Origin of the sequence: Streptomyces sp. NPDC002032 (assembly GCF_042890765.1) — a bacterium.
Classification (GTDB): Bacteria; Actinomycetota; Actinomycetes; order Streptomycetales; family Streptomycetaceae; genus Streptomyces.
The window spans coordinates 196,300-220,532 of sequence record NZ_JBIASM010000006.1; the positions used below are offsets into that span (position 1 = coordinate 196,300).

Consider the following 24,233-nt stretch of genomic DNA (forward strand, 5'->3'; position numbering starts at 1 on the left):
GCCCGTGCCGATGCTCATGCCGCTCACCTCCATGTGTCACCAGGCACGGGGAAGGGCATGACCGGCAGTCCGAGCGGCCCTCCGTAGGGCGACACGCACGCGCCGCCCTCGTCCTCCCAGCCGTCCTCCGGGCGCCGGGTGTCCCGCATGCCGCGTCCGATGACGGCTTCGTTGGCCAGCAGGGCCCCGGCCTTCAGAACGCTCCCGGGGATCGCGGCGGCAGCCATCAGCCGGGCGGCAGCGGCGGGCTCGGTCTCGGGCGGGATCACCAGGAGATCCCAGCGGCCCATGGCCGGGGAGAGCAGGATCAGCTTGTCGGGGTCCTGCTCGGTGAACCATCCGACGTGCAGGGTGTGGCCGCCGCCGACGGGCACCTTGTGGGGGACGACGGGCCAGCGGGCGGGGTTCACGGTGACGCGCGTGACGCGCCCCCACGGTTCGCCGAGGGCCGCCGCCAGCGGCGGGAGCTCGGCGGCGAGGTCGCGGGAGCGGGGCCACCAGGCGCCGTCCAGCTGGCCCGAGAGCATGGTCTTCGGGGTGAGCGACAGACGCGCCGGAAGTGCGGGGGCGGTGCCGCGCGGTGTGGTGAGGTCGAGGAGCGTAGACATGGCGCGAAACCTGCCCCCGGGCTGCCCGTCGGCAGCCCGGTGTTCGGCGATCGCCGGGAACGGCACCTGCGCGGAGCTGGTGTTCGAATTGCTCCCGGTCCTTTGACCATACTCCTGCCGGAGGGCTCCGAACCGTTTCGTGACCAGGCACTTTACGGGCGGACGGTCCCTGCGGCCGGCGGCCGGCATGCGGCGGGGTTGTCAGCAGCGGCGGCGCGCAGGTCCGGGGCGTAGCGTGAGGGAACGGGCCGTGAAGGCACGGCCGCGGCGTTGCCGGGCCGGGCACAGCCGCATTCCCGAGAGGGGCGGACCGCGATGGCTGACTCCGACACTCCCCGCCCCGCGCCGCTGCTCCTTCCGGACGCCATCCACCAGGCGGTGAAGCCGGGGACGGCCGTGCTGCGGCTGGAGACCACCCACTCCCGGACGGGGATCCTCGACGGCGCGTGGTGGCCGCGCTCCCGGGACATCGCGACCGAGCTGCCCGCCCTGATCAAGGTTCTGACGGAGTACCTCGGCCCCGTCACCCGCGTCGGCCTCGACGCCGGCGCCTGGAACGGACTCCCGACCCGCCTGGTCATCGCCGACCGCGTCGTCCACATCGACTCCGACCCGGTCGGCGACGACACCATCCTGATCACCCGCGGCCGCGCCGACCTCTTCGCCCTCCTGGTCGTTCCGCCGGACACCACGCCCGACGCCGCACGGACCGCGATGGCCCGGGCGGTCCGGGCCGACAACATCACCCAGGCCGCACAGCTCCTCGTCGCCTCCCTCGACGATCCGGGCCCCGGGGCGGAGGCCGAGCGCCGCCGGTGAGAGCGCCCTGACACGTTCAACGGGTCAGGGCGCGGGCGCCATGACGGCCTGTCGGCGGCTCGCGTGGGCGTCAGCGGGTGCGGGAGCGGCGGGCCTTGAGTCCGGGTTCGTGTGCTGCCTCAGGACGTCGGTGAGGAACTGACGGGTGCTCGCGGGACCCAGCGCCTGTGCCTGCAGATGCGCGAACGTGTCCCGGCAGGCCCGTACGTCGGAACGTTTCTCCGCGTACAGGCCGCAGGTGAACCGCTCCTGATACACCACGCCGGACTCGGAGGCGCTGGCGAACTCGAGCAGCGAGAAGTGCCCGGAGACCCCTGGATGCGCTCCCGCGGAATACGGGAGCACCTGCACCGTGACGTGCGGCTGCGTGCTCATGTACATCAGATGCTCCAGCTGACCGCGCATGACCTCATGGCTGTCGACGACGCGCCACAGCACCGACTCGTCGAGCACGGCCCACAAGCGCAGCGGGCGGTCCGAGGCCTTCGTGATCCGGTCCTGGCGGCGCAGCCGTACCCGCAGGCGCGCGGCTGCCTGCTCGGTGGTGGGGGGCGGGAGCGCCGCCGAGATGAGCGCCCGGGCGTAAGCGGGCGTTTGCAGCAGGCCCGGGACCACCAGTGGCTCGTAGGCGCGGACCGAAGTGGCTTCGCCCTCCAGGCCGATGTAGGCGCCGTCGGGAATGTCGCCGTAATTGTTCCACCAGCCTTCCTGGCGGGACTCTTCGGCCATCTTCATCAGCGAGTCGACGATCCTCCGGTCCCGGACGCCGTAGAGCGCGCACAGGTCACGGACATCGCGTGGGTTGATGCGGCGCCGGCCGTTCTCCAGGAGGCTGATCTTGGGCTGGGAAACCAGCAGGTGTGCGGCGGCCTGCTGCATCTTCAGGCCGCTGTCTTCCCGGAGGCGGCGCAGCTCCGCTCCGAGCCGACGCCTTCTGATCATGGGATTGACGTACGCCGTCACGGAACCTCTACCTCCACTCACGGGTTCTGCTGCTCAGCAGATTGCCAGGGCCGGATGGAAACGAATCCCCTATTTGGCCCCGTGTCGTGAGCGCGTTTGCGCCGTACCGCCGAAGGGCGGATGGCGGTTCCGGCCTTCCTGACTGGGAGTGGGCGCGGAGCACGGTCATCGCAATGCTGACGTTCTTCGTCGCCTTGTTTTTTGGACAGTCATATTTGCCGTCGGCCCATATGGCCGAATATGCGAATCACCCATATGCATCACATTCCGATGCGGATTACTTCGTAATATGCCAGCGAAAATGGAAGCGGGTTCCGTGCGACCGGGAACTTCCCCCTACGCCACCACTCAGGAGTTGGTCCCTCGATGACGCCGAACATCTCTCACCTGCCTCAATGGCGCAGAACGCCCGCCTTGATCGCGTCGGCGATCGCGGCGGTGATCGCCGTTGCGGTGGCAACGGTGACGCCGACACCGGCACATGCCATCGCAATCCCCGTACCTCTCGGCACCGCGACCCCCTTCGCGATCCTGGCCGGTACGCAGATCACCAACACCGGCCCCTCGACGGTCACGGGAGACATCGGGGTGCATCCGGGATCGGCCATCACCGGATTCCGCCCGCCGGTGACGGAGGACGGAACGGTCAACGGTGTCCAGCACCGGGCGGACGCCGTGGCCCTCACCGCCAAGAACGATCTGGTCAACGCCTATGACCAGGCCGCCGGCCAGCCCGTGGACCAAGCCATTCCGGCGGGCCTCGCCAATGTCACGCTGGCTCCCGGCGTCTACCACGCCGCGGCCGGTCTCGGACTCACCGGCGACCTGGTCCTGGACGCCGCGGGTGACCCCAACGCGGTGTGGGTGTTCCAGATCCCCGAGTCCTTGACGACGGCCTCCGCCAGTCGCGTGCTCCTCGTCAACGGGGCTTCGCCGTGCAACGTGTACTGGCAGATCGGAGCGTCCGCCACCCTCGGCAGCGGCTCCACATTCGTGGGCACGATCATGGCTCTGACCTCGATCACCGTCGACGACGGGGTGTCCGTCGCCGGACGGCTGCTGGCTCGTAACGGCCTGGTGTCCCTGATCAACGACACGATCGACCGGGGGAACTGCGCCACCGGCAGCACCGGTGGGACCACGGGCGGTCTGGTCACGGGCGGTCTGGTCGCCGGCACGACCACGGGCGGCACGGCGACCGGCGGCACGGCGACCGGCGGTACCGCGGGCGGCCTGCTCGGCGGGGTGACGACCGGTGGGACCACGGGCGGCGGTCTCCTGGGCGGTGTCCTGGGCGGAGCCACCGGCGGCCTTCCGGGTGGTCTCATCGCGGGCACCACGGGCGGCACCACGGGCGCCACCACGGGTGGCGTCAACGGCGGTGTGACCGGCGGGATCCCCGGCTACCCCAAGCCCCCGCACGACCACGGCAAGCCCGGTCACGACCACGGCAAGCCCGGTCACGACCACGGCAAGCCCGGTCACGAGGAGCACGGTGAGCATGGTGAGCACGGCTACGGCGAGTAGGGCCGTGCCCGGCCCCGAAGAGCACCACGGGCACGACAAGTAGGCAGCCAGACGGTGCCGGGCGGCGGAGCGTCACCGCGTTCGCCGCCCGGCGCCGGCGAGAGCCCGGGAGATCAGTTGCGCGCAGTCGGGACGGAAAGGGCGGCCGAGGCCGTGCTGGAATCAGCGGAGCCGGCGGGGGTGAAGGAGCCGGAGCAGCGGAGCGGAGCCTCGGCGGCAGCACCGGACCAGGTCGGGAAACCCCCTGGAGACCCGGCCGGTCCGGACCACCTGACCACCCCGTGGAGAGCGGCAGTCTCGGCCGGTGCGGTCGTGTGCGTGGCGACGGCCCTGATCCACGTCCTCCTGGTCTTTCTCCACGTGGCACCCCCGAACGCCGTTTCACAGCAGTACGGCCCAAAGATCAACGCATGGGTCTTTCCCCTGTTCGAGCAGAACTGGCGCCTGTTCGCCCCCGATCCGGAGTCGGTCAACCGGCAGATCTCGGCGCGGACCGTGCGCACCGCCCCCGACGGCACCGCCGAGGTGAGTGACTGGTTCGATCTGTCCGGCCCGGATGGTGCCGCGGTCGAGCACAACGCCTTCCCCAGCCACACGACGCAGAACATGCTGCGGCGGGCCTGGAGTTCCTACCTCGAAACACATGGCGGCGACGACCAGCCGCGTACGGAGCGGGCTTCGATGATGCAGACGTACCTGCGCAACATCGCGGTGGACCGGGTGGCCGCCCAGCGCGGTGGCCGCTTCGATTCCATCCAGTTGCGGGTGATCACCCGGCCCATCGGCCCGCCTGCCCCAGCGGGCGACCCTCGCCGGGCCACCTCCGTTCCCGCGCCCGCCGACACCCGGTACCTGCCCGTTTGGACGGTGGCCCCGCATGAGCACTGAGCGGACGACCTCGGCGCGTCGCGCCTCCTGCGCCGTGCTGACCGAGTCACCGGTGTCCCTCTACGCGGCCGCCGTGCTGCGCATCGGTTACGGATTCCTGCACCTCGTGCTCCTGTTGCGCGAGTTCCCGTACCGGGACGAGATCTGGGGGCCCGGTTCGCCGTGGACCCCCGAGCTGGCGAGGCAACTGTTCGACCAGACCGGCTGGCTCAGCGTCCTCACCTTCTCCGACAGCCGGATGTACTTCGAGATCTGCTACGCGGCGGCCCTCGTCACGTCGGCACTCTTCATGCTCGGCTGGCGGACCAGAGCGACCTCCGTGCTGTTCGCGGTCATGGTCGCGTCGTTCCATTCCAGGGCGGTCTTCATGACGGACGGAGGGGACAACGTCACCCTCCTCATGGCGGCGTACCTCGTGTTCACCATGTGCGGACGCCGCTGGTCACTCGATGCGCTCACCGCGCGGACGCGAGCGCCGGCGGCCCCGCCGGGCGGTCGTCGCATGCGCAACCTCGCCCAGGCCCGACGGACCCTGACCACAGTGCTGCACAACTGCGGCATGTTCGTCATCGCCGTACAAGTCTGCTTCCTCTACGGATCCGCAGGCCTCTACAAGGTGCAGGGCGGTTCCTGGGGGAACGGGACAGCCCTCCACTACGTCCTGAACCTCGACCTGTTCCGGCCCTGGCCGGCCCTGTCCCTCATGGCGGACGCGCACCCGGTACCGATGGCCGTCGCCGGCTATCTGACGGTGCTGCTCCAGGTGGCGTTTCCGTTCGTCCTGTTCGGCAGACTGAAGTACCCCGTTCTGACCATGCTGCTGGGCATGCACCTCGGCATCGCCGTGCTCATGGGCCTGCCGCTGTTCTCCGGCGCGATGATCATCGCGGACGCCGTCTTTCTGCCGGACCGCTTCTACCGGGCACTGGGACGGTGGTGGCGGCCCCGCGTCCGGTGGACACGGGCCGCCGCGCCCCCGGCCCTGGCCGGGCCCGGCGCCGGGGTCGGGGTCGGGGCCGGGGCCGTTCCCGAGCAGCGGTGATCCTGCCGGTCAGACCCTCGTCCATGCGTCGAGAAAGGCCTTCCGCCCGGCCGGATCCGCTGATTTGTGGTCCGCGTGCAGGACGCGCCAGGCGCTGAGTTCGAGGTCCCGGAGCCACAGTTCGCCGATGACCTGCGTTTTCAGGTCGGGGAGGTGGTCGGACTCGGAGAGCGCCTGGCCGATGACCTCCCCGGCCGCGATGCGCTGGGGCGGGGTCATCTCGTCGACAGCCGACAGGATCTGCCCGGCCAGACCGGTGCCCTCGCCCGCAAGCGAACTCAGGACGTACGTCTTGATGTTGGCGGGCAGCAGGTAGAGGGAGCCCGAAGACCTCCACAGGTCCGACCAGAAGCGTTCTCCGGCCTCGGTGGGAGCGGGGAGCGCGGCCAGCAGTCCGAGGAGGTGCGCGGTGGCCGCGTATCCGTCGGAGTGGGCCGCCGCGACGACGGCGATGTCCGCGACGCGCTCCACGTCGATCCGGCCGGCTGCGAGGCCCGGGTCCAGTCCCAGCCGCTGTTCCAGCTGATGGGAAAGGGGAACGGATGCGTGGGAGCGGAACTCGGGAAGCATCGGCGGTCCTTGAACGTCGGTGAGCGGTAAGCCCGTTCGGGAGCTCTGATCGTTCCCACAGCCCGCCGGATTACACGAGTTCCGCCTTCTCGAGTGGCGGAGGCGTCGGGCGCTGCTGCCCGGCGCGGGCTCCTAGCATGAGCACATGGTTGCCAGTCATGCCCAGCATTTCGAGTCAGGACGGGAAGCAGTGTCCGTAGACGACACCGAAGCCGACAGCGCTCCTTCCGCGCGGACCGTCGGGGGACGCGAGGACCCCCACCCGGTGGCCGGCCTGGTCGAGCGGGCGGCCGATCTGGTGGAGCCGCTCAAGCCCAAGCTGCGCGGCTGGCTCCATGCCGGCATGGTCCCCGCATCGCTGGCCGCGGGCATCGTTCTCATTTGCCTGGCGGGCACCCCGCGCGCCGCCCTGGCCTGCACCGTGTACGCCGTCACCGCCTGGATGCTGTTCGGGACGAGCGCGGTCTACCACCTCGGCACGTGGGGCCCGCTCGGCGAGGCCGTCCTGCGCCGCCTCGACCACGCCAACATCTTCCTGATCATCGCCGGCACCTGTACCCCGCTCGCCGTGCTGCTGCTCTCCCCGGACCGGCAGTCCGTCCTGCTGTGGATCGTGTGGACGGGTGCGCTGGCGGGCATCGCCTTCCGTGTCCTGTGGGTCGGAGCTCCCCGCTGGCTGTACACCCCCTGCTACCTGGCCCTGGGCTGGGCGCCGGTGCGTTACCTGCCCGACTTCCTGCACAGCGGCGGGGCGGCCGTACTCACCCTGGTCGTGACCGGCGGGCTCCTCTACAGCGCGGGGGCCGTGGTGTACGCCCTCCGGCGCCCCGATCCCTCACCCCGCTGGTTCGGCTACCACGAGGTCTTCCACGCCCTGACGGTGGCGGCTTTCGGCGCGCACTACACCGCGATCTTCCTCGCCGCCCGCTGACCCCGACGAGGCCCGGGGCTGCGGGCGGGCGGCACCGCTCGCCTCAGGCCGGGGCCGGGGCCGACGGACCGGACGCTTCGGCGACGCGGCGGTATTCGGCGTTGATGCGCTGGGCCTCTTCGAGCTGGTCTTCGAGGATGACGATCCGGCAGGCGGCCTCGATGGGAGTGCCCTGGTCGACGAGTTCCCGGGCGCGTGCCGCGATGCGCAGCTGGTAGCGCGAGTAGCGGCGATGGCCCCCTGCGGAGCGGAGCGGCGTGATGAGGCGGGCTTCGCCGAGTGCGCGGAGGAAGCCCTGGGTGGTGCCGAGCATCTCGGCCGCCCGGCCCATCGTGTAGGCGGGGTAATCGTCGTCGTCGAGACGGCCGAACGAGTCGTCTGCTGTCATTGAACCTCTCTCATGGAACGCGTGGAGGGGCCCTGGCGCCATACGGCACCAGGGCCCCGAAGGAACTACTACACCATCTGCCGACCCTGATCCTGCGTCGGCCCTCTGTTTCCGCCGACCCGTCCGAACCGGGACAGGCCGTGCGGGGATCGCGGTTGCTTGACCGGAGACCACCTCACTATCGATGTCCTGCGGTACCAGGGCTCTGACTTCCGCCCCGGCGATCCTGATGGCGCTCGGCTCCTCCGTTCTTCCCTCGATCCCCCACTGCTTCCAACGGGGGCACTGCGTACTGCTGGTACTGCTCTTACTGCGGGGTACTGCACTTACCGGGTACTGCGCACTGCTGGTACTGCGCACTGCTGGTACTGCGCACTGCTGGTACTGCGCACTGCTGGTACTGCACCTACTGGGTACTGCTCGGTGGCCTGCGTCAGCGCCACTCTCCGGCAGCCAGCCCCGTCGCCCATCCTGCGTCTGCTCTGGCTTGGAACCCCACTGCCGAACTTCCCGATGCGCGCGCCCGCAGCCGACGCCTTCACCGAGGTGCTGCTCACTCACTTCACTGCTGGTACTTCACTGCTGACGGCAGCCCCTGATGACTGCGGGCCACCCGGTCCGGTCGCCAGTCCCGTCGCCGTCCTGCACAACCATGGCTTCGAAACTCCACCACCGCACCGCACTGCGAACTGCTCCTGCGTGTACTGCTGCCCGGCAGTTCGTCTCTGCCGGGCCTTGCTGTCTCTCTGGGCTACGAGAGAAACCATAACCACGTCACCACCCAATGTCTACTCTGGCGGCCATAGATTTTCGCGCCTACCGAACAGAGCTAGCCGCCGCCCGACGCCAGCGCGGTCCTCGGATGCTGTCGATGATGCGAGTCCAGTTGTCGCTGCCGTGGCCGTCCTCGATCGCCTGCCGGTAGTGGGCCTGCACGGCCAGTGGGAGCGCGAGGTCGAGGCCGAGTGAGGTGCTGGTCTCGACGATGTGGTCGGACGTCGCACCCATCATGGTGACCGTGCTGAGGTCGCCGGGATGCTGGCCGGCATCAAGCGCGGCACCGGGGCGCTCTTCACCAGCCCGCAGGATGGCGCCGATCGAGTCGGCGAAGGAGAGCAACTCGGGCAGCGCTTCCTTGGCCTTCATTCCCGCAGTGCCGAGCATCGCGGTGGCGTGCATCAGTCCGGACAGGGCGGTGAGGAACACCGCGAGTTGGGCTTGGTACATCATCTGGGCGAGGCCCGGGTCCTCACCCAGATGCCGTGGTGTCCCGAGCAGTGTCAACGTCGCCAGGTGTCTCTCCATCGCCTCGTCGCTGCCGCTGTAGTAGACGTGGGCTGCCTCCGTGCCGACCATCGGCGCGGGAACCATGACACCTCCGGTGAGGAAGGTGGCGTCGTGGCCCGCTGCCCAGGCGGCCGCCTCTCGTGTGCGGTCGGGAGTGTCGGAGCTCAGGTTGACCAGCGTCCGGCCCGCGAGGGATTCGGTGGCGCTTTCGAGGACGTCGTACATCGCCGGGTAGTCGGTGAGGCTGAGGATGACGAGGTCACTCGCTTCGACCGCCTCGCCGGGCGTCGCCGCGAGCGCTGCTCCGTCGGTGACGACGCCGGCGGCCCGACTGGCGGTGCGGTTCCAGACGGTGACCGGGTGGCCGGCGGTGAGGAGGGTGCGTGTCATCGCCTGGCCCATCGGGCCGAGTCCGATCACGGTGACAGGGCTCTTCTGCCTGGTGGTGCGGTTCTGTTGGTCGTTCACACCGCCATGTTCGCCAGAGCGGCACTACGCTCGGAAGTACCCACTATTTACTGCGGTACTTACCTTTTAGTAAGGGGATCAGCGATGGCCAAGGCGCCGAGATGCGGGCCCTATATCTGCGGCATCGACGCTGCGCTCGACGTGGTGAGCGGCAAGTGGAAGGGGCTGATCCTCTGGGAACTCGATGCCCACCGCGTACGCCGCTTCGCCGAGCTCCGTCGCGCTCTGCCGGGAGTGAGCGAGAAGATGCTGACGCAGCACCTGCGTGAGATGGAGGCGGACGGTCTCGTGCTCCGGAAGGTCTATGCCGAGGTACCGCCGCGGGTGGAGTACTCCCTGACCGAGGACGGGCGCATGCTCAATCAGGCGCTCGGGCCGCTCGGCGCCTGGGGGACTGAGCGGATACGTCGCGAAGGCCACGAAACGGTCAACGTGGCCGAGACCTCACCCGGCTGAGCGGCCCGGCCGCCGCCAACCCCGCCCCGGCGCCGTAACACCCGGCTTTCCGTGTTGCCGGTTTCTCCGGCCGAGGCGGCGACTTGCGGCTGAGCTGCGAGCCGGCTCCACCAACTGGCCGTTCCGGGTCGGTGTTCGGTCGCGCCTACCGCAGCCGCCCAGGATCGGCCTCCCCCGCGGCCGTGGCTACCTCCCGGCGGTCAGCTCCTCCTCTCCTTCCGGCGGGGGCGGCCGATCTCGGCAGCCGTCGCGCCGACTACGGCGAGCGCGTCCGCATACAGGCTCAGAGCGTGCGCGCCCGCGTCGCCGCCTGTCAGGACCAGTACGACGATGACGATCACCCACAGCCGGAGATCGGGCATCCATCCCGGCAGCCCCATCGGGCCCGGGCTGGGACTGAGGACGGTACGTTGGTGCTGGTTCATCGGTCTCCTTGGACGCGAGTGGACTGCGGGCGGCTCCTGGGCCAACAGGGGCCGCCCTTCGCGTAACCAGCATGCTGAGAGCTCGCTCGCCGGTTGTCAGTGCCGGGCTGACGGCCGTGCGTCAAGATGCTGATATGACGTCGTCTCAGCATGACCGGTTGAGGAACCTGCTCGTCGCACTGTCGAATGCCGCGCTGGAACTGGCCAATGACGGGGTGGCGCTGGCGCATCCTCGGGAAGGTGCGGCTTTGGGGCTGGTGATCACACCGACCCTCCAGAGCAAGGTCGCCCATGTCGAGGCACTCGCATGCGCCGTCTTGCGTCATTCGGGCGTGTCATGGGACGCGATGGCCGGCAGGTACGACGTCACGCGCCAGTCCTTGCACCGAAGACTGTCGGCTTCCGCGGATCAAGTCGCGGAGAACGCCCAGAAGCTCGCGGCTGGTCAAGAAATGTCCGCGTACCAGGAACTCGGTCTTCTCGTGGCGGCGTGTCAGCGCCTGGGGCAGAACTTCGAAAGGGAGTTGGAACGGGCCCCGGAGTCATGGGAAGCGCGTCGAAGGACCCCGGGCTGGTGGTGGGAACCGGGCGACAAGTAGGGGGACGAAGCGGGGTTCCTCGGCCATGGCGGGGCCGCAGGCCGTCGGGCGCCCGTGGCCCCGCCATGGTGTCGGGGTCAGGAGGACGGGTCGCCGTACTGGAGGCCGCGTCCGTTGGTGCCGATGTAGACGCGGCCGTAGGTGTCGGGGTCGCCGGTGATGACGCCGAGGCTGCCGATGCCGCCCCACTGGTGGGCGTCGTCGTTGATGCGGAGCCAGGTGGCGCCCTTGTCGGTGGAGCGGAAGACTCCGGTGACGTCCTTGACGGTGCCGATCAGGTACAGCGCCTGGTAGTCGGCACCCGGCGCGGCCTTGCCGAAGCCGAGGGCTGAGGCGGACTGCGCCGTGGCGAGCGGGGTGAAGGTGCGGCCGCCGTCGGTGGAGTGCAGCAGCCCCTTGCCGCCCCCGGCGATCCACAGGTCCCCGGCGACGCCGGGGACGGCCGTGAGCCGGCCGGAGGGCAGGTTGGTGGCGCGGGCGCCGAAGCTCGCGCCGCCGTCGGTGCTGGCGTAGAGCGTGCCGCCGGCCAGTGAGTAGAAGGTACCGGCCGAGGAGCGGTCGGCGACGACCACGGCGTCGGTGCCCAGGCCGACGACCTTCGACCAGGTCGTCCCCTTGTCGGTGGAGCGGTACGGGGTCTGGCCGGCCTCGGTCCAGACGATGGTGGAGCCGTCCGCCGCGAGCGCGATGTGACCGCTGTGGGCGCCGGCCACCGGCTCCGACGTGAAGCCGTTCCAGCTGACGCCGCCGTCGGTGGAGTAGGCGCCGTCCTGCGTGCCGCCAGTGCCGACGCGGACCATCATCGAGGGGTTGGACTGGGCGAAGTCGATGTCGGTGCTGCTGGACATCAGCGGGTTCTTCAGCCGCCCGGCGGGCACCTCGGTCAGGGAGCCGTACCGGAAACCGCCCTGGTCACCCATGGAAGTGACGAGGGTGGCGCCGCCGGGCGGGGCGATCGCGTCCGCCAGCGAGGTCTCCTCCAGCCCTCGCGCCCCCGCGGCCCAGTGGCTGGTGCCGCCGCTGTCGGTGGCGGAGGCGTCCTTGCTGCGCCAGATGCCGTTGCCGGTGCCGTACAACGCGTGCCCGGAGTCGAAGGGGTCGATGGCCAGGGCCGTCATCCAGTGCCCGGTGGCGGTACCGATGTAGGGAGCGCCGGAGGCGTCCCGCACCGACTTGTCGGCCTGTGCCTTCCAGGTCGTGCCGCCGTCGGTGCTCCGGTAGATCTCGTCCTGGGGCCACCAGCGGTCGAGGGTGGTGACCATCACCGTCGAGGGCTTCTGCGGGTCGACGGCCAGGCCGGAGAACCCGTAACCGCCCTGGGACGGGGAGACGTTCTTCCACGCCCCGCCGGCCGGCGTGTACTTCCAGACCGAGCCCGCCGTCACGTCGTTGGGGCCGACGGTGTTCGTGTACGTCACGTACAGCGAGCCGTCACCGGACAGGACTCCATGCTGCGGCAGCTGGCCGGTGGGCTGCCCGGGGACGGCCTGCCAGGTGTTTCCGCCGTCGGTGGAGCGGTACAGGGAGGTGGACTTGTCGCCGACGCCGACGTAGAGCGTCTTGCTGCCGGCCGGGCCGTACGTCACGAAGGAGATGCCCGTGCCGCTGCTCGCGCCGTCCTTGACGGGGAACGCGGAGACCTGCTTCCACGTCACGCCGTAATCGGTGCTGCGCCACAGGCCGTTCTTGCGGGTGCCCAGCAGCAGGGTGCCGTGGTCCGCGGGGTCGATCACCAGTCGTTCGCCCGCGCCGCGACCGGGCTCGTTGGCGCCCAGCTTGAAGGGCAGCTCGGTGCGCTGGAAGGTGCGGCCCCGGTCGGTGGAGCGCAGTATCGCGGCGTTGCCGGCCCACTCGTTGGTGTAGGTGCCCGCTCCGAGGTAGAGCCGGTTGGGATCGACGGGGTCGGTGGCCAGCGAGTCGATGCCCAGCAGGTTCCAGTCCTTCTCGCCGACCCAGTCGGTCAGCGGGATCCACTGTTCGGCCCCGGTGTCCCAGCGGTAGGCGCCGCCCATGTCGGTACGCGCGTACAGCAGACCCTTCTCCTTCGGGTTGAACACCAGCCCGGTGACGTAACCGCCGCCCACCACCTGGGCGTTCTTCCACGTGTACGGTCCGGATCCGGCCGGCTGGGACCCGGCCGCCTTCACCAGCTTCCACTGCTGGTTGGTGCTGCCAAGGCCGGGATACTGGATGACTCCCGCGCCATCGGCCGTGGAGCCTCCGGAGACGTCCAGGACCTGGCCGGTCCGGCGGGAGGTGAAGGTGACGGCTTCGGAGCCGCTCACATCGTCGATCCGCCACTGCTGGGAGGCGGAGGAGCTGTCGGTCTGCTGCTCCGCGGAGGCCGCCTGGGCGGTCGAATCGCCCGCTATGCCGAGCACTTTGCCGCTGTTGCGGTTCACCAGCTCGTAGTAGCCGTCCCCGGTGGGCTTCAGCTTCCACTGCTGGTTGGCGGTGTTCTGGTCGGTCCACTGCTGGATGCGTGTGCCGTCGGCGGTGGAGAAGGCGTTGACGTCCAGCACCTTGCCGCTGCGCACCGAGACCAGCCTGTAGTACGCGTCGCTGTCGACCGTCGCGGCCTGGGAGTCCTCGACTCCGAACACGAAGTACGACCCGGCGCCGAGGGGAATGCCGAGCAGCAGAACGGTGGCGCTCAGGCGACGGCGGTGACGCCCGCGGCGCCGTCCGTTCGTGGGGTTCTTCATGGGGGGTCTTCTCCTTGCATGCCACCAGAGGAAAGGTGGATCCGGCCATCGCAGCCGCCGGATCCGACTCCTTGTGGTCACAGGCCCCGCAAGAGGTTGCCCTGAGCCGGGAACTTCTTCAGATCGCCTCGTCGTGGCGCGGCAGGCGTTGATCAGCGGCCGCGTGACGTTCGCGCCGAGGCTGGACCACCACCGACAAGCCCACAACGCGCGCTGCCGGAGGGCCGAGTGGGCGCGGGCCGGCCCAGTGACCCGGGGCACGGGCCTTGGCCACATACCCTTGCCGACGCCGAGGTTGCGCCGCACTCGGCGGATCGCTCCACTGAGGGGGGTAGGAATGGGGCTCGTGGATCCGGACCACGCGGGGCTGGTCGTCGCGGCGCGGGCCGGTGACGACCGGGCGCGCGAGGAGCTGATCGCCGCGTACCTGCCGTTGGTCTACAACATCGTCCGGCGAGCGCTGAGCGGACATGCCGACGTCGACGACGTCGTCCAGGAAACCCTGCTGCGCGTGGTGCGCGACCTGCCTGCCCTGCGTGCCCCGGAGAGCTTCCGCTCCTGGCTGGTTTCGATCACGCTGCGCCAGATCACCACGCACTGGCAGAGGCAACGCGACTTCGCCGGCCGGACCACGGTCATCGACGAGGCACTCCAGATACCGGACACCGGCGCCGAACCCGAGGACGTGACGATCCTGCGTCTGCACGTGTCGGACGAGCGCCGGCAGGTCGTCGAAGCCGGCCGGTGGCTCGACCCGGACCATCGGGCGCTGCTGTCGCTGTGGTGGCAGGAATGCGCCGGTTTGCTGAGCCGTGACGACATCGCCGCCGCGATGGGGCTCACCGTCGCCCACGCCGGAGTACGCCTGCAACGCATGCGCGAGCAGCTGGAACTGAGCCGGACGATCGTCGCCGCGCTGGAGGCCGACCCGCGCTGTCCGCAGTTGGACGAGAGCCTCGTCGGCTGGGACGGTCTGCGTTCATCGGTGTGGCGCAAGCGGATCGCGCGGCACACCCGCGTCTGCCCGGTCTGCACGGCGACGACGGCAGAACGGGTGCCGGCCGAACTGCTGCCCCTCAGCCTCACGAGCCTCACGCTGGCCGTCCCCGCCGGACTCATCGCCGCGCTGGCCGCCAAGGGCCTGCTCCCGGGTACGGCGGCGAGCGCCGCCGGGCTGGCCACGGCGCCCGTCGCCGTCGGCACGGCGACGGGGGGAGGCAGTCTGCACAGCGCGCTGACCGGCACGTTCCATGCGGTGACCGCCCATCCGATGGTGAGCCTCGCCACCGCCGCGGTGCTCATCACGGGGACCGCCACCTACGCGACCTGGCCCGAACCGGCGCAACGGGAGCCCGGGGCCATCGCCGCTCCCGCGGTCGGCACTCCCGCGCCGATCCCGTCGCGCACCACCACGTCGGCCGGACCGTCCCCGGTGAGTCCGTCCGCCGTCGCAGGCACCGTTGCGCTGGGTGCGCAGTCACTGGAGTCCGTGGACGAACCCGGCCTGTACCTGGCGTATGCCGACGACTTCGCGACGCTCGGCCGAGTCTCCGCGTCCAGCGGCGCGCGGACACGGCAGCGGGTCACGTTCACGGTGGTCGGGGGGCTGGCCGACACCCGGTGCGTCACCCTCCGCTCCGCCGACGGCCGCTACCTGCGCCATCGTGACCTGAGGCTGCGGCTGAGCACCGATGACGGCAGTGAGCTGTTCCGTGAGGACGCCACCTTCTGTCCGCAGCCCGGGGCGGTCGCCGGATCGGTCACCCTGCATGCGCACAACTATCCCGGATCGGTCCTCCGCCACCGCGACGGCGGCATCTGGCTCGACGGCTCCGACGGCACCCGGTCCTTCGCCGGCCAGGCTTCCTTCGTCATGCGCAAGGCGTGGGCCTGAGAACCGCTCCCTGAGCGATGCGGACCGGGTCGCGCGCTGACAGCCGGTGATCCTGCGCCACGGTGCCGGCACGCACGTCCCCAGCGGCGGTCACCGGGGCTTGGCGTAACGCTTTTTGCCTGCGAGATGCATCACCGGGCAATCGTCGGGGCGGCGCGACTTTTCCGTTACGAGGGCGCGAGTTCGCGGGCCTCCACTTCATGGGGCGCTCTTCCCGCCGCTCACCACGACGTGGCGGCGCGGCAGGTTCCCCGACCTTCCCCGTTGACGTACCCCCTGAAGAAAGCCCCTCCAATGACGCGACACAGTCACCAACCCCGGGAGACCGGTGGGCGGGAACGGCCCCACCTCCCGCACCGCACCCACCCTGGCCACCGGGGTGAATCATGAAGGGCCTGCACCAGCTCGGCCGGCGTCGCCGGACACTGACGATAGGCCTGTCGGCCGCTGCGCTGGTGGGCGGTGTCATGACGCTCCTGCCCAGCTCGGCCGGAGCCGCGACGCCCCTGGGTACGCAGGCGGCCCCCTCGGGCAGGTACTTCGGCACCGCCGTGGCCGCCGGCCGGCTCGGCGATGCGACGTACGCCGCGCTCGCGGACCGGGAATTCAACATGATCACCCCGGAGAACGAGATGAAGTGGGACGCCATCGAGCCGTCCCGCGGCAATTTCAACTTCGGCCCGGCCGACCGGATCGTCAACCGTGCCACGGCACAGGGCCAGCGCATGCGCGGCCACACCACGGTCTGGCACTCGCAGCTCCCGGCCTGGGTCAGCTCCATCGGCGACGCGAACACGCTGCGCAGCGTGATGAACAACCACATCACCACCGAGATGACCCACTTCAAGGGCAAGATCTACGCCTGGGACGTGGTCAACGAGGCGTTCGCCGACGGTTCCACCCAGCACCGCGGCTCGGTGTTCCAGAACGTGCTGGGCAACGGCTTCATCGAGGAGGCCTACCGCACCGCCCGGGCGGCCGATTCCTCGGCCAAGCTCTGCTACAACGACTACAACATCGAGAGCTGGTCGGACGCCAAGACCCAGGGCGTCTACGCCATGGTGAAGGACTTCAAGTCCCGTGGCGTGCCCATCGACTGCGTCGGATTCCAGAGCCACTTCGGCGCCGGTGGCCCTCCGTCCAGCTTCCAGACCACCTTGTCCAGCTTCGCCGCCCTGGGCGTTGACGTCCAGATCACCGAGCTGGACATCGCCCAGGCGTCGCCCACCCACTACGCCAACACGGTCAAGGCCTGCCTGTCCGTGGCCCGGTGCACCGGCATCACGGTGTGGGGCATCCGCGACAGCGACTCCTGGCGCGGCGGCGAAAGCCCCCTGCTGTTCGACAACAACGGCAAGCCCAAGGCCGCGTACACCGCCGTCGTGAACGCCCTCAAGGCCGCCCCCGGCACCACGGCCGGAGCCGGCACCGGGGCGATCAAGGGCGTCGCCTCCGGCCGTTGCATCGACATCAACGGCTCCACCACCGTCAACGGCACGCAGGCACAGCTGTGGGACTGCAACGGGCAGACCAACCAGCGCTGGACCTACACCTCCGACAAGCAGCTGATGATCTACGGCAACAAGTGCCTGAGCGCCCTGGCCAACGGCACCACCAACGGCACCGCGGTGGTCATCGCGGACTGCGACGGCGGCGCCGGCCGGCAGTGGAACATCAACACCGACGGCACGATCGCCGGCATCCAGTCCGGGCTGTGCCTGGACGCCGTCGGCGCGGCCACCGCCAACCGCACCAAGATCCAGCTGTACGCCTGCTGGTCCGGCGGCGGCAACCAGAAGTGGACCGGCCCGTCCGGGACCTCGGCCCCGACGGCGCCCGCGCCGCCGGGCGGGACGTGTGCCCTTCCGTCGACCTACCGATGGACGTCTACGGGTGCGCTGGCGCAGCCGGCGAACGGGCGGGTCTCGCTGAAGGACTTCACCACCGTGACGTACAACGGCAAGCACCTGGTCTACGGGACGGACTTCTCGGGATCGTCGTACGGCTCGATGATGTTCGGCCCCTTCACGAACTGGTCGGACATGGCGTCGGCCGGCCAGAGCGGCATGAACCAGGCCGCGGTGGCGCCCACGCTGTTCTACTTCGCGCCCAAGAAGATCTGGGTGCTGGCGTACCAGTGGGGTCAGTGGCCCTTCATCTACCGCACGTCGAGCGACCCCGCCAACCCCAACGGCTGGTCCGCGCCGCAGCCGCTGTTCACCGGCAGCATCCCCCGCACCGACTCCCCCACCGGCCCGATCGACCAGACCCTGATCGCCGACGACAAGAACATGTACCTGTTCTTCGCCGGTGACAACGGCAAGATCTACCGGGCGAGCATGCCGATCGGGAACTTCCCGGGCAACTTCGGCTCCTCGTACACGACGGTCATGAGCGACACGGCGGACCACCTGTTCGAGGCGCCGCAGGTCTACAAGGTCCAGGGCCAGAACCAGTACCTCATGATCGTCGAGGCGAAGGGTGCGAACCAAGCGCGCTACTTCCGCTCGTTCACGGCCTCCAGCCTGAGCGGTTCGTGGACCCCGCAGGCCACGAGCGAGAGCAATCCCTTCGCGGGCAAGGCGAACAGCGGGGCCGGCTGGACCAACGACATCAGCCACGGTGACCTGGTCCGCAACAACCCCGACCAGACCATGACCATCGACCCCTGCAACCTGCAGTTCCTCTACCAGGGCAAGTCCCCCACCGCGACCGGCCCCTACGACCAACTGCCGTACCGTCCGGGTGTCCTCACCCTGCAGCGCTGACCCGCCCGCCCCTCGGTGATCGCCATCCGGGCCGGCCCGGATGGCGCGCAGCCGAGCGGTCCCCGCCGCGCGCAACCCCACCCGCTGACCGACCTGCACCGCCCCGAGAAACCCCGGCCGCCCGTCGGCCGGGGTTCCTCCCTCCTGTGGACGCGCTGAAGGACACGGCTCTGGGGCAGGTCTGGACAACAAAGAAGGCCCAGGTCGCTGACCTGGGCCTTCTTCAAAGAGCGGATGACGGGAATCGAACCCGCGCTATAAGCTTGGGAAGCTCATGTTCTACCATTAAACTACATCCGCACGGGGGTCCAATGGCTTGGATCCGTACCGTTGCACACTGTACCCCATGATCGACCCCCGGTGAATTCCCCCGGGTGGCAGCGCTCGCGGAAGTCGGACAGCAGGGTTCGTGGGGGCGGGAGTTGGGGCGTAGCGTGGGGGGTCGGAGCGGCGGCTGGAGTGGGTCCCGATCATCCCCTAATGTGGCGATTCATCGCAGTACGGCGCGTTGGGGAAAGGGACTCGATGGAGCACACAGTCGTCCGTTGTGCCGAAGGGCACGTATTCAGCACCGCCTCGTTCCCGTTGCAGCACCTCGGTGCCGGACGGATCGGGCCCGGGCGGCTGCTGCGGTGTCCGCGGTGCGCGCGGCTGCGGCACGCGGTGCCCGTGGGCGGCGCCAAGCGGTAGGCGGCCGGTGGGCCGGGCGCGCGGGTGTCGCTCCGATTGGGGGTGGCCCGCGCGCTCTGCGTATCCTCGGGACGTGCTTCTCTCCGACAAAGACATCCGGGCCGAGATCGACAGCGGACGGGTTCGCATTGACCCCTTCGACGAGTCGATGGTGCAGCCCTCCAGCATCGACGTGCGGCTCGACCGGTTCTTCCGGGTCTTCGAGAACCACCGCTACGCGCACATCGACCCCGCCGTCGAGCAGCCCGACCTGACCCGCATGGTCGAGCCCGAGGGGGACGAGGCCTTCATCCTGCATCCGGGCGAGTTCGTGCTCGCCTCGACGTACGAGGTCATCTCGCTGCCCGACGACATCGCCTCCAGGCTGGAGGGGAAGTCCAGCCTGGGCCGCCTGGGTCTGGTGACGCATTCGACCGCCGGGTTCATCGACCCCGGGTTCTCGGGTCACGTGACCCTGGAGCTGTCGAACCTCGCCACCCTGCCGATCAAGCTGTGGCCGGGGATGAAGATCGGCCAGCTGTGCCTGTTCCGGCTCAGCTCGCCCGCGGAGTTCCCGTACGGCAGCGAGCGGTACGGGTCCAGGTACCAGGGGCAGCGCGGCCCGACCGCCTCGCGCTCCTTCCAGAACTTCCACCGCACCCAGGTGAGGCACGAGGCATGAGCGACGTACGCGAGAACCTGAACTACGAGGGATTCGGGCATGCCGTCCGCGAGCTGGCGCAGACGATCGCCGACGACGGCTACGAGCCGGACATCATCCTGAGCATCGCCCGCGGCGGTGTGTTCGTCGCCGGCGGTCTGGCGTACGCGCTCGACTGCAAGAACATTCACCTCGTGAATGTTGAATTTTATACAGGAGTGGGTACCACTCTTGAAATGCCGGTGATGCTGGCCCCCGTCCCCGAGGCGATCGACTTCACCGACAAGAAGGTGCTGATCGCCGACGACGTCGCCGACACCGGCAAGACGCTCAAGCTGGTCCACGACTTCTGCCTCGGGCACGTGGCCGAGGTGCGCTCGGCCGTGATCTACGAGAAGTCCCACTCGCTCGTGAAGTGCGAGTACGTGTGGAAGAAGACCGACGAGTGGATCAACTTCCCGTGGTCGGTCGAGCCGCCCGTGGTCAAGCGTGAGGGCCAGGTCCTCGACGCCTGAGGGCCGGACACCGACACCGGCATGACGGAGGGCCCGCCGCGCATCGCGGCGGGCCCTTCGGCGTGGGTGCGGCGGTACGGCGGCTAGAGCGTGCCCAGCTTGATGATCGACAGCAGGGCCACCAGCTGGATCGCGGACGCGCCGAGCGCCTTCTGCCACGGCAGGTCGTGCGACTTGCTGACCAGCGAGGTGAAGAGCGCGCCGGCTGCCAGCCAGGTGGCCCAGCCGAGGATCTGGACGAGCATGTTGTCGCCGCCCAGGAAGATCGCGAAGAGCAGGCGCGGGGCGTCCGTCAGCGACATGACCAGCATCGACAGGCCGACCGTCGGCTGCCAGGCGCCGTCGCCGCCCAGCTGGCGGGCCAGCGTGTGGGTGACCGCGCCCAGGATCAGCCCGCAGATGACGAAGGCCGCGCCGGTGCTGAGGACGATCGGGATCGCCTGGGTGAGGGTCGCCTTGATGGCGTCCTCGCGGGCCTTGTCGAAGCCGAAGACCGCGAGCATCCCGTAGAGGAAGGTCACGGTCAGCGCCGGGCCCCAGACGGCGTAGTCGCGCATCTGGAGGAAGGTCGGCCCCGGGCGCATCACGATGCCGCGCAGGAGCTCCTTCCAGGGCAGCCGCGGACCGGCGGGGGCGACGGCCGCCGCGCCCGCCTGGTACGTCGCGCCCTGGCCGTACGGGTCCTCGTTGACGGAGAAGGCCTGGGTGTGGCCCGGGTTGTTCGCGTACGAGGAGGCGTACGGAGCCGTGTACGCGTCGCCGTGCGGGTCCGCGTACGGATCCTGCGGCTGCTGCGGGTGCGGCCGGCCGTACGGGTCGAAGTACTCGGGCTCGCCGTGGCCCCCGGGGCCGCCGCCCTGCTGCGGCCAGTGCTGCTGCGGGGGCGGCCCGGCGGGCGGGTACGACTGACGGCCGTACGGTGCCTGCGGCGCTTGTGGCGCCTGCTGCTGACCGTACGGCTGCTGCCGCGGGGCTTGCGGGGGTTGTTGCGGGGTGCGGTTGTTGTCCCGGCCGCGTCCGATCCTGAATCCAGCCACGTGATCGAAAGTACCTGCTCCGCGGGGGATCGGTGGCCGGGCCGCCGGAAGTGGGGGGCTTTGCGGCTGAGCTGTGACATCCCCTAGGGGACACCGGGAGTTACCGGTTTGCGGGGCTGCGGGGAGGTCTGCGGTGGTTCGTTACCTTCCCTATGGGATGTCCTGATGTTCGGTCCGTGGCTTCGGGAGGGTCGCCGGTTCGAACCCCGCGAACGGCTGACCTCCGGTCCGGTGACGCGGGAACGGCCGGTCCCCCCTCGCGGGGGACCGGCCGTTCCGTACCTGTCTGTTGCCGGGTGGCCCGGCCCGCCCTACTTGGCGCCCTCGGCCTCGGCCTCGGTCTCCGGCGCCGCGGCCGTGGCGTCCTTGGCCTCGGCCGGAGCGTCGGTCGCGGCCTTCGGCGCGGGTTCGGCTGCGGGCTTGGCCTCGGCCGGGCCGTCGGTGGCGGCCTTCGGCGCGGGCTCGGGTTCGGCGGGGGCTTCGGCCTTCGGCTCGGAGTCTGCCTTCGCCTCAGCCGCCTCAGCCGCCTCCGCCGCCTCAGCCGCCTCCGCCGCCTCCGCCGCCTCCGCGGCTTCCGCGTCGGCCTTGGCCTTGGCTTCCGCGTCGACCTTCGCCTTCGCGGCGGCGGCGGCAGCAGCAGCCTCCGCCTCCGCCTCCGCCTTCGCCTTCGCGGCGGCAGCAGCAGCCTCCGCCTCCGCCTCCGCCTCGGCGGCAGCGGCGGCCGCGGCGAGTTCGGCTTCCGTCGGCTCCGGGGCCTTCACCGATGCGAGCAGCAGCTGCGCCACGTCCACCACCTGGACGGATTCCTTCGCCTGGCCGTCGTTCTTCTTGCCGTTCACCGAGTCGGTGAGCATGACGAGGCAGAACGGGCAGGCCGTGGAGACGATGTCCGGGTTCAGGGACAGGGCCTCGTCGACGCGCTCGTTGTTGATGCGCTTGCCGATCCGCTCCTCCATCCACATCCGCGCGCCGCCCGCGCCACAGCAGAAGCCCCGCTCCTTGTGGCGGTGCATTTCCTGCTGGCGCAGCCCCGGTACGGCCGACATGATCTCGCGCGGCGGCGTGTAGACCTTGTTGTGGCGGCCCAGGTAGCAGGGGTCGTGGTAGGTGATCAGCCCGTCGACCGGCGTCACCGGCGTCAGCCGGCCCTCGTCGATCAGGTGCTGGAGCAGCTGCGTGTGGTGGATGACCTCGTACTCGCCGCCCAGCTGCGGGTACTCGTTCGCGATCGTGTTGAAGCAGTGCGGGCAGGTCGAGACGATCCGCTTCGCCGTCTTCGGCTTCTTCGTCGACTCGTCCTCGTCGTCCTCGCCGAAGGCCATGTTCAGCATGGCCACGTTCTCCTGGGCCAGCTGCTGGAACAGCGGCTCGTTGCCCAGGCGGCGCGGCGAGTCACCCGTGCACTTCTCGTCGCCGCCCATGATCGCGAACTTGACGCCCGCGATGTTCAGCAGCTCCGCGAAGGCCTTCGTGGTCTTCTTCGCCCGGTCTTCCAGGGCGCCCGCGCAGCCGACCCAGTAGAGGTAGTCGAACTCCGAGAGGTCCTCCGCGTCCTTCCCGATGATCGGGACCTCGAAGTCGACCTCCTTCGTCCACTCGACGCGCTGCTTCTTGGCCAGGCCCCAGGGGTTGCCCTTCTTCTCCAGGTTCTTGAGCATCGTGCCCGCCTCCGACGGGAACGCGCTCTCGATCATCACCTGGTAGCGCCGCATGTCGACGATGTGGTCGATGTGCTCGATGTCGACGGGGCACTGCTCCACGCACGCACCGCAGGTCGTGCAGGACCACAGCACGTCCGGGTCGATGACGCCGTTCTCCTCGGCGGTGCCGATCAGCGGGCGCTCCGCCTCGGCCAGGGCCGCCGCCGGGACGTCCTTCAGCTGCTCGGGGGTCGCCTTCTCGTTGCCCTCCATGTCCTTGCCGCCGCCCGCGAGCAGGTACGGGGCCTTGGCGTGCGCGTGGTCGCGCAGCGACATGATCAGGAGCTTCGGGGACAGCGGCTTGCCGGTGTTCCAGGCCGGGCACTGCGACTGGCAGCGACCGCACTCGGTGCACGTGGAGAAGTCGAGGATGCCCTTCCAGGAGAACTGCTCGACCTGGGAGACGCCGAAGACGTCGTCCTCGCCCGGGTCCTCGAAGTCGATCTCCTTGCCGCCGCTGGTCATCGGCTGGAGCGCGCCCAGAGCGACGGCGCCGTCCGCGTTCCGCTTGAACCAGATGTTCGGGAAGCCGAGGAAGCGGTGCCAGGCCACACCCATGTTGGTGTTGAGCGAGACCGTGATCATCCAGATCAGCGAGACGCTGATCTTGACCATCGCGGTGAAGTAGATGGCGTTCTGCAGGCTGCCGAGCGAGAGCCCCTTGAAGGCCAGGACCAGCGGGTACGAGGCGAAGTACGCGGGCTCGTACGAGTCCACGTGGTGGATCGCGCCCTCCAGGCCGCGCAGGGCGAGGATGGCGAGGCCGATGGTGAGGATGACGTACTCGACGAAGTACGCCTGCCAGGCCTTCGAGCCCGCGAAGCGCGACTTGCGACCGGCCCGCGAGGGGAGGTTGAGCAGCCGGATGGCCATCAGGATGACGATGCCCACGACCGTCATGACGCCGATGAACTCGGTGTACATCTCGAAGGGCAGGAAATCGCCGACGATCGGCAGCAGCCAGTCCGCCTGGAAGAGCTGGCCGTACGCCTGCACCAGGGTCGGAGGCAGCGTCAGGAAGCCGATGGCGACGAACCAGTGGGCGAAGCCGACGATGCCCCAGCGGTTCATCCGGCTGTGGCCGAGGAACTCCCTGACCAGGGTGAGCGTTCGTTCCTTCGGCCGGTCCGTACGGCTGCCCGCCGGTACGGGTTGGCCGATTCTCACGAAGCGGTAGATCTGGGCCACGGCTCGGGCGAGCAGCGCGACGCCGACCACGGTCAGGACCAGCGACACGATGATCGCGGCGAGTTGCATGGGAGGGCTCCTCGGGCGGGACTTACTAAGCGGTAACTTATTGAGTCAAGGCTTGA

At 69.6% G+C, this 24,233-nt stretch carries 20 protein-coding genes, 1 tRNA gene and 1 pseudogene; 11 read left to right on the forward strand and 11 right to left on the reverse strand.

Annotation, left to right across the window (positions count from 1 at the left end; translation table 11 throughout):
* Nucleotides 1-23: 23 nt before the first annotated feature.
* Nucleotides 24-608, reverse strand: a complete 585-nt coding sequence (locus ACFYYT_RS16895; protein WP_351824606.1) for a DUF5994 family protein — start codon at nt 606-608, stop codon at nt 24-26.
* 315 nt (nt 609-923) lie between these two features.
* On the opposite strand from ACFYYT_RS16895, the gene ACFYYT_RS16900 reads away from it, so the two are divergent.
* Complete coding sequence (locus tag ACFYYT_RS16900; protein ID WP_351824603.1) at nt 924-1,427, forward strand: DUF5994 family protein; 504 nt, start codon at nt 924-926, stop codon at nt 1,425-1,427.
* Between the two features lie 24 nt (nt 1,428-1,451).
* On the opposite strand, the gene ACFYYT_RS16905 is transcribed toward ACFYYT_RS16900, so the two are convergent.
* Nucleotides 1,452-2,390 carry a helix-turn-helix transcriptional regulator gene (locus ACFYYT_RS16905; RefSeq protein WP_351824600.1) on the reverse strand — a complete coding sequence of 313 codons (939 nt, stop codon included), beginning with the start codon at nt 2,388-2,390 and terminating at the stop codon, nt 1,452-1,454.
* 392 nt (nt 2,391-2,782) lie between these two features.
* Complete coding sequence (locus tag ACFYYT_RS16910; protein ID WP_351824646.1) at nt 2,783-2,965, reverse strand: hypothetical protein; 183 nt, start codon at nt 2,963-2,965, stop codon at nt 2,783-2,785.
* Here ACFYYT_RS16910 and ACFYYT_RS16915 point away from each other — a divergent pair.
* The 3 genes from ACFYYT_RS16915 to ACFYYT_RS16925 all read left to right on the forward strand — a co-directional run bounded on the left by ACFYYT_RS16915 (nt 2,883) and on the right by ACFYYT_RS16925 (nt 5,847).
* Entirely contained in the window at nt 2,883-3,917 is a 1,035-nt protein-coding gene (locus ACFYYT_RS16915) for an ice-binding family protein (RefSeq protein WP_388608413.1), read from the forward strand. The two genes, ACFYYT_RS16910 and ACFYYT_RS16915, sit on opposite strands and share 83 nt — an antisense overlap.
* Before the next feature lie 318 nt (nt 3,918-4,235).
* A complete protein-coding gene (locus ACFYYT_RS16920; RefSeq protein ID WP_351824597.1) occupies nt 4,236-4,805 on the forward strand; it encodes a DUF5819 family protein in 570 nt (189 codons plus the stop codon).
* Nucleotides 4,795-5,847, forward strand: coding sequence for an HTTM domain-containing protein (locus ACFYYT_RS16925; RefSeq protein ID WP_351824594.1), 1,053 nt, complete (start codon nt 4,795-4,797; stop codon nt 5,845-5,847). The genes ACFYYT_RS16920 and ACFYYT_RS16925 overlap by 11 nt, the downstream gene beginning before the upstream one ends.
* Nucleotides 5,848-5,856: 9 nt before the next feature.
* Here ACFYYT_RS16925 and ACFYYT_RS16930 read toward each other — a convergent pair whose 3' ends face one another.
* Complete coding sequence (locus ACFYYT_RS16930; RefSeq protein ID WP_351824591.1) at nt 5,857-6,417, reverse strand: hypothetical protein; 561 nt, start codon at nt 6,415-6,417, stop codon at nt 5,857-5,859.
* Nucleotides 6,418-6,562: 145 nt separating this feature from the next.
* On the opposite strand from ACFYYT_RS16930, the gene ACFYYT_RS16935 reads away from it, so the two are divergent.
* A complete protein-coding gene (locus ACFYYT_RS16935; protein ID WP_388608288.1) occupies nt 6,563-7,348 on the forward strand; it encodes a hemolysin III family protein in 786 nt (261 codons plus the stop codon).
* A gap of 43 nt (nt 7,349-7,391) precedes the next feature.
* On the opposite strand, the gene ACFYYT_RS16940 is transcribed toward ACFYYT_RS16935, so the two are convergent.
* Together ACFYYT_RS16940 and ACFYYT_RS16945 are read right to left on the reverse strand one after the other, a co-directional pair.
* The gene (locus tag ACFYYT_RS16940; protein ID WP_351824586.1) at nt 7,392-7,736 is read right to left on the reverse strand and encodes a MerR family transcriptional regulator; all 345 of its coding nucleotides are present in this window, start codon (nt 7,734-7,736) and stop codon (nt 7,392-7,394) included.
* An 816-nt stretch (nt 7,737-8,552) separates the two neighbouring features.
* Nucleotides 8,553-9,491 carry an NAD(P)-binding domain-containing protein gene (locus ACFYYT_RS16945; RefSeq protein ID WP_351824583.1) on the reverse strand — a complete coding sequence of 313 codons (939 nt, stop codon included), beginning with the start codon at nt 9,489-9,491 and terminating at the stop codon, nt 8,553-8,555.
* An 84-nt stretch (nt 9,492-9,575) separates the two neighbouring features.
* Here ACFYYT_RS16945 and ACFYYT_RS16950 point away from each other — a divergent pair, with 84 nt between their 5' ends.
* Entirely contained in the window at nt 9,576-9,947 is a 372-nt protein-coding gene (locus ACFYYT_RS16950; RefSeq protein WP_351824581.1) for a helix-turn-helix domain-containing protein, read from the forward strand.
* Between the two features lie 200 nt (nt 9,948-10,147).
* On the opposite strand, the gene ACFYYT_RS16955 is transcribed toward ACFYYT_RS16950, so the two are convergent.
* Nucleotides 10,148-10,372: a hypothetical protein gene (locus ACFYYT_RS16955; protein WP_351824578.1), complete on the reverse strand. Its 225-nt coding sequence runs from the start codon at nt 10,370-10,372 to the stop codon at nt 10,148-10,150.
* A 134-nt stretch (nt 10,373-10,506) separates the two neighbouring features.
* Between ACFYYT_RS16955 and ACFYYT_RS16960 the strand changes: the two genes are divergently transcribed.
* Nucleotides 10,507-10,971 carry a hypothetical protein gene (locus ACFYYT_RS16960; RefSeq protein ID WP_351824575.1) on the forward strand — a complete coding sequence of 155 codons (465 nt, stop codon included), beginning with the start codon at nt 10,507-10,509 and terminating at the stop codon, nt 10,969-10,971.
* Nucleotides 10,972-11,048: 77 nt separating this feature from the next.
* Here ACFYYT_RS16960 and ACFYYT_RS16965 read toward each other — a convergent pair whose 3' ends face one another.
* On the reverse strand, nt 11,049-13,676 hold the full coding sequence (locus tag ACFYYT_RS16965; RefSeq protein WP_351824573.1) for an RICIN domain-containing protein: 2,628 nt from the start codon (nt 13,674-13,676) through the stop codon (nt 11,049-11,051).
* 337 nt (nt 13,677-14,013) lie between these two features.
* Between ACFYYT_RS16965 and ACFYYT_RS16970 the strand changes: the two genes are divergently transcribed.
* Both ACFYYT_RS16970 and ACFYYT_RS16975 read left to right on the forward strand, forming a co-directional pair.
* Nucleotides 14,014-15,570, forward strand: a complete 1,557-nt coding sequence (locus ACFYYT_RS16970) for a sigma-70 family RNA polymerase sigma factor (protein WP_351824570.1) — start codon at nt 14,014-14,016, stop codon at nt 15,568-15,570.
* A gap of 386 nt (nt 15,571-15,956) precedes the next feature.
* Nucleotides 15,957-18,338, forward strand: a complete 2,382-nt coding sequence (locus ACFYYT_RS16975; protein WP_351824567.1) for a non-reducing end alpha-L-arabinofuranosidase family hydrolase — start codon at nt 15,957-15,959, stop codon at nt 18,336-18,338.
* Between the two features lie 229 nt (nt 18,339-18,567).
* Here ACFYYT_RS16975 and ACFYYT_RS16980 read toward each other — a convergent pair.
* Nucleotides 18,568-18,638 (reverse strand) — tRNA-Gly (locus tag ACFYYT_RS16980).
* Nucleotides 18,639-19,101: 463 nt separating this feature from the next.
* Here ACFYYT_RS16980 and dcd point away from each other — a divergent pair.
* Together dcd and ACFYYT_RS16990 are read left to right on the forward strand one after the other, a co-directional pair.
* Nucleotides 19,102-19,689: a dCTP deaminase gene (gene dcd, locus ACFYYT_RS16985; protein ID WP_351824564.1), complete on the forward strand. Its 588-nt coding sequence runs from the start codon at nt 19,102-19,104 to the stop codon at nt 19,687-19,689.
* Nucleotides 19,686-20,183, forward strand: a complete 498-nt coding sequence (locus ACFYYT_RS16990) for a phosphoribosyltransferase (RefSeq protein WP_351824561.1) — start codon at nt 19,686-19,688, stop codon at nt 20,181-20,183. Before dcd ends, ACFYYT_RS16990 begins: the two co-directional genes overlap by 4 nt.
* Nucleotides 20,184-20,266: 83 nt before the next feature.
* On the opposite strand, the gene ACFYYT_RS16995 is transcribed toward ACFYYT_RS16990, so the two are convergent.
* Together ACFYYT_RS16995 and ACFYYT_RS17000 are read right to left on the reverse strand one after the other, a co-directional pair.
* Nucleotides 20,267-21,220: a Yip1 family protein gene (locus ACFYYT_RS16995; protein WP_351824559.1), complete on the reverse strand. Its 954-nt coding sequence runs from the start codon at nt 21,218-21,220 to the stop codon at nt 20,267-20,269.
* A gap of 740 nt (nt 21,221-21,960) precedes the next feature.
* Nucleotides 21,961-24,177, reverse strand: a pseudogene (locus tag ACFYYT_RS17000) (heterodisulfide reductase-related iron-sulfur binding cluster); the annotation flags it as partial.
* Nucleotides 24,178-24,233: the final 56 nt, after the last annotated feature.

What these genes read in the sequence shown, in the direction of transcription:
- ACFYYT_RS16950 (WP_351824581.1), top strand. Translation starts at nt 9,576, where the DNA reads ATGGCCAAGGCGCCGAGATGCGGGCCCTATATCTGCGGCATCGACGCT.
- ACFYYT_RS16990 (WP_351824561.1), top strand. Translation starts at nt 19,686, where the DNA reads ATGAGCGACGTACGCGAGAACCTGAACTACGAGGGATTCGGGCATGCC.
- ACFYYT_RS16935 (WP_388608288.1), top strand. Translation starts at nt 6,563, where the DNA reads ATGGTTGCCAGTCATGCCCAGCATTTCGAGTCAGGACGGGAAGCAGTG.
- ACFYYT_RS16975 (WP_351824567.1), top strand. Translation starts at nt 15,957, where the DNA reads ATGAAGGGCCTGCACCAGCTCGGCCGGCGTCGCCGGACACTGACGATA.
- ACFYYT_RS16940 (WP_351824586.1), bottom strand. Translation starts at nt 7,736, where the DNA reads ATGACAGCAGACGACTCGTTCGGCCGTCTCGACGACGACGATTACCCC.
- ACFYYT_RS16900 (WP_351824603.1), top strand. Translation starts at nt 924, where the DNA reads ATGGCTGACTCCGACACTCCCCGCCCCGCGCCGCTGCTCCTTCCGGAC.
- ACFYYT_RS16965 (WP_351824573.1), bottom strand. Translation starts at nt 13,676, where the DNA reads ATGAAGAACCCCACGAACGGACGGCGCCGCGGGCGTCACCGCCGTCGC.
- ACFYYT_RS16930 (WP_351824591.1), bottom strand. Translation starts at nt 6,417, where the DNA reads ATGCTTCCCGAGTTCCGCTCCCACGCATCCGTTCCCCTTTCCCATCAG.
- ACFYYT_RS16960 (WP_351824575.1), top strand. Translation starts at nt 10,507, where the DNA reads ATGACGTCGTCTCAGCATGACCGGTTGAGGAACCTGCTCGTCGCACTG.
- ACFYYT_RS16895 (WP_351824606.1), bottom strand. Translation starts at nt 608, where the DNA reads ATGTCTACGCTCCTCGACCTCACCACACCGCGCGGCACCGCCCCCGCA.
- ACFYYT_RS16955 (WP_351824578.1), bottom strand. Translation starts at nt 10,372, where the DNA reads ATGAACCAGCACCAACGTACCGTCCTCAGTCCCAGCCCGGGCCCGATG.
- ACFYYT_RS16925 (WP_351824594.1), top strand. Translation starts at nt 4,795, where the DNA reads ATGAGCACTGAGCGGACGACCTCGGCGCGTCGCGCCTCCTGCGCCGTG.
- ACFYYT_RS16970 (WP_351824570.1), top strand. Translation starts at nt 14,014, where the DNA reads ATGGGGCTCGTGGATCCGGACCACGCGGGGCTGGTCGTCGCGGCGCGG.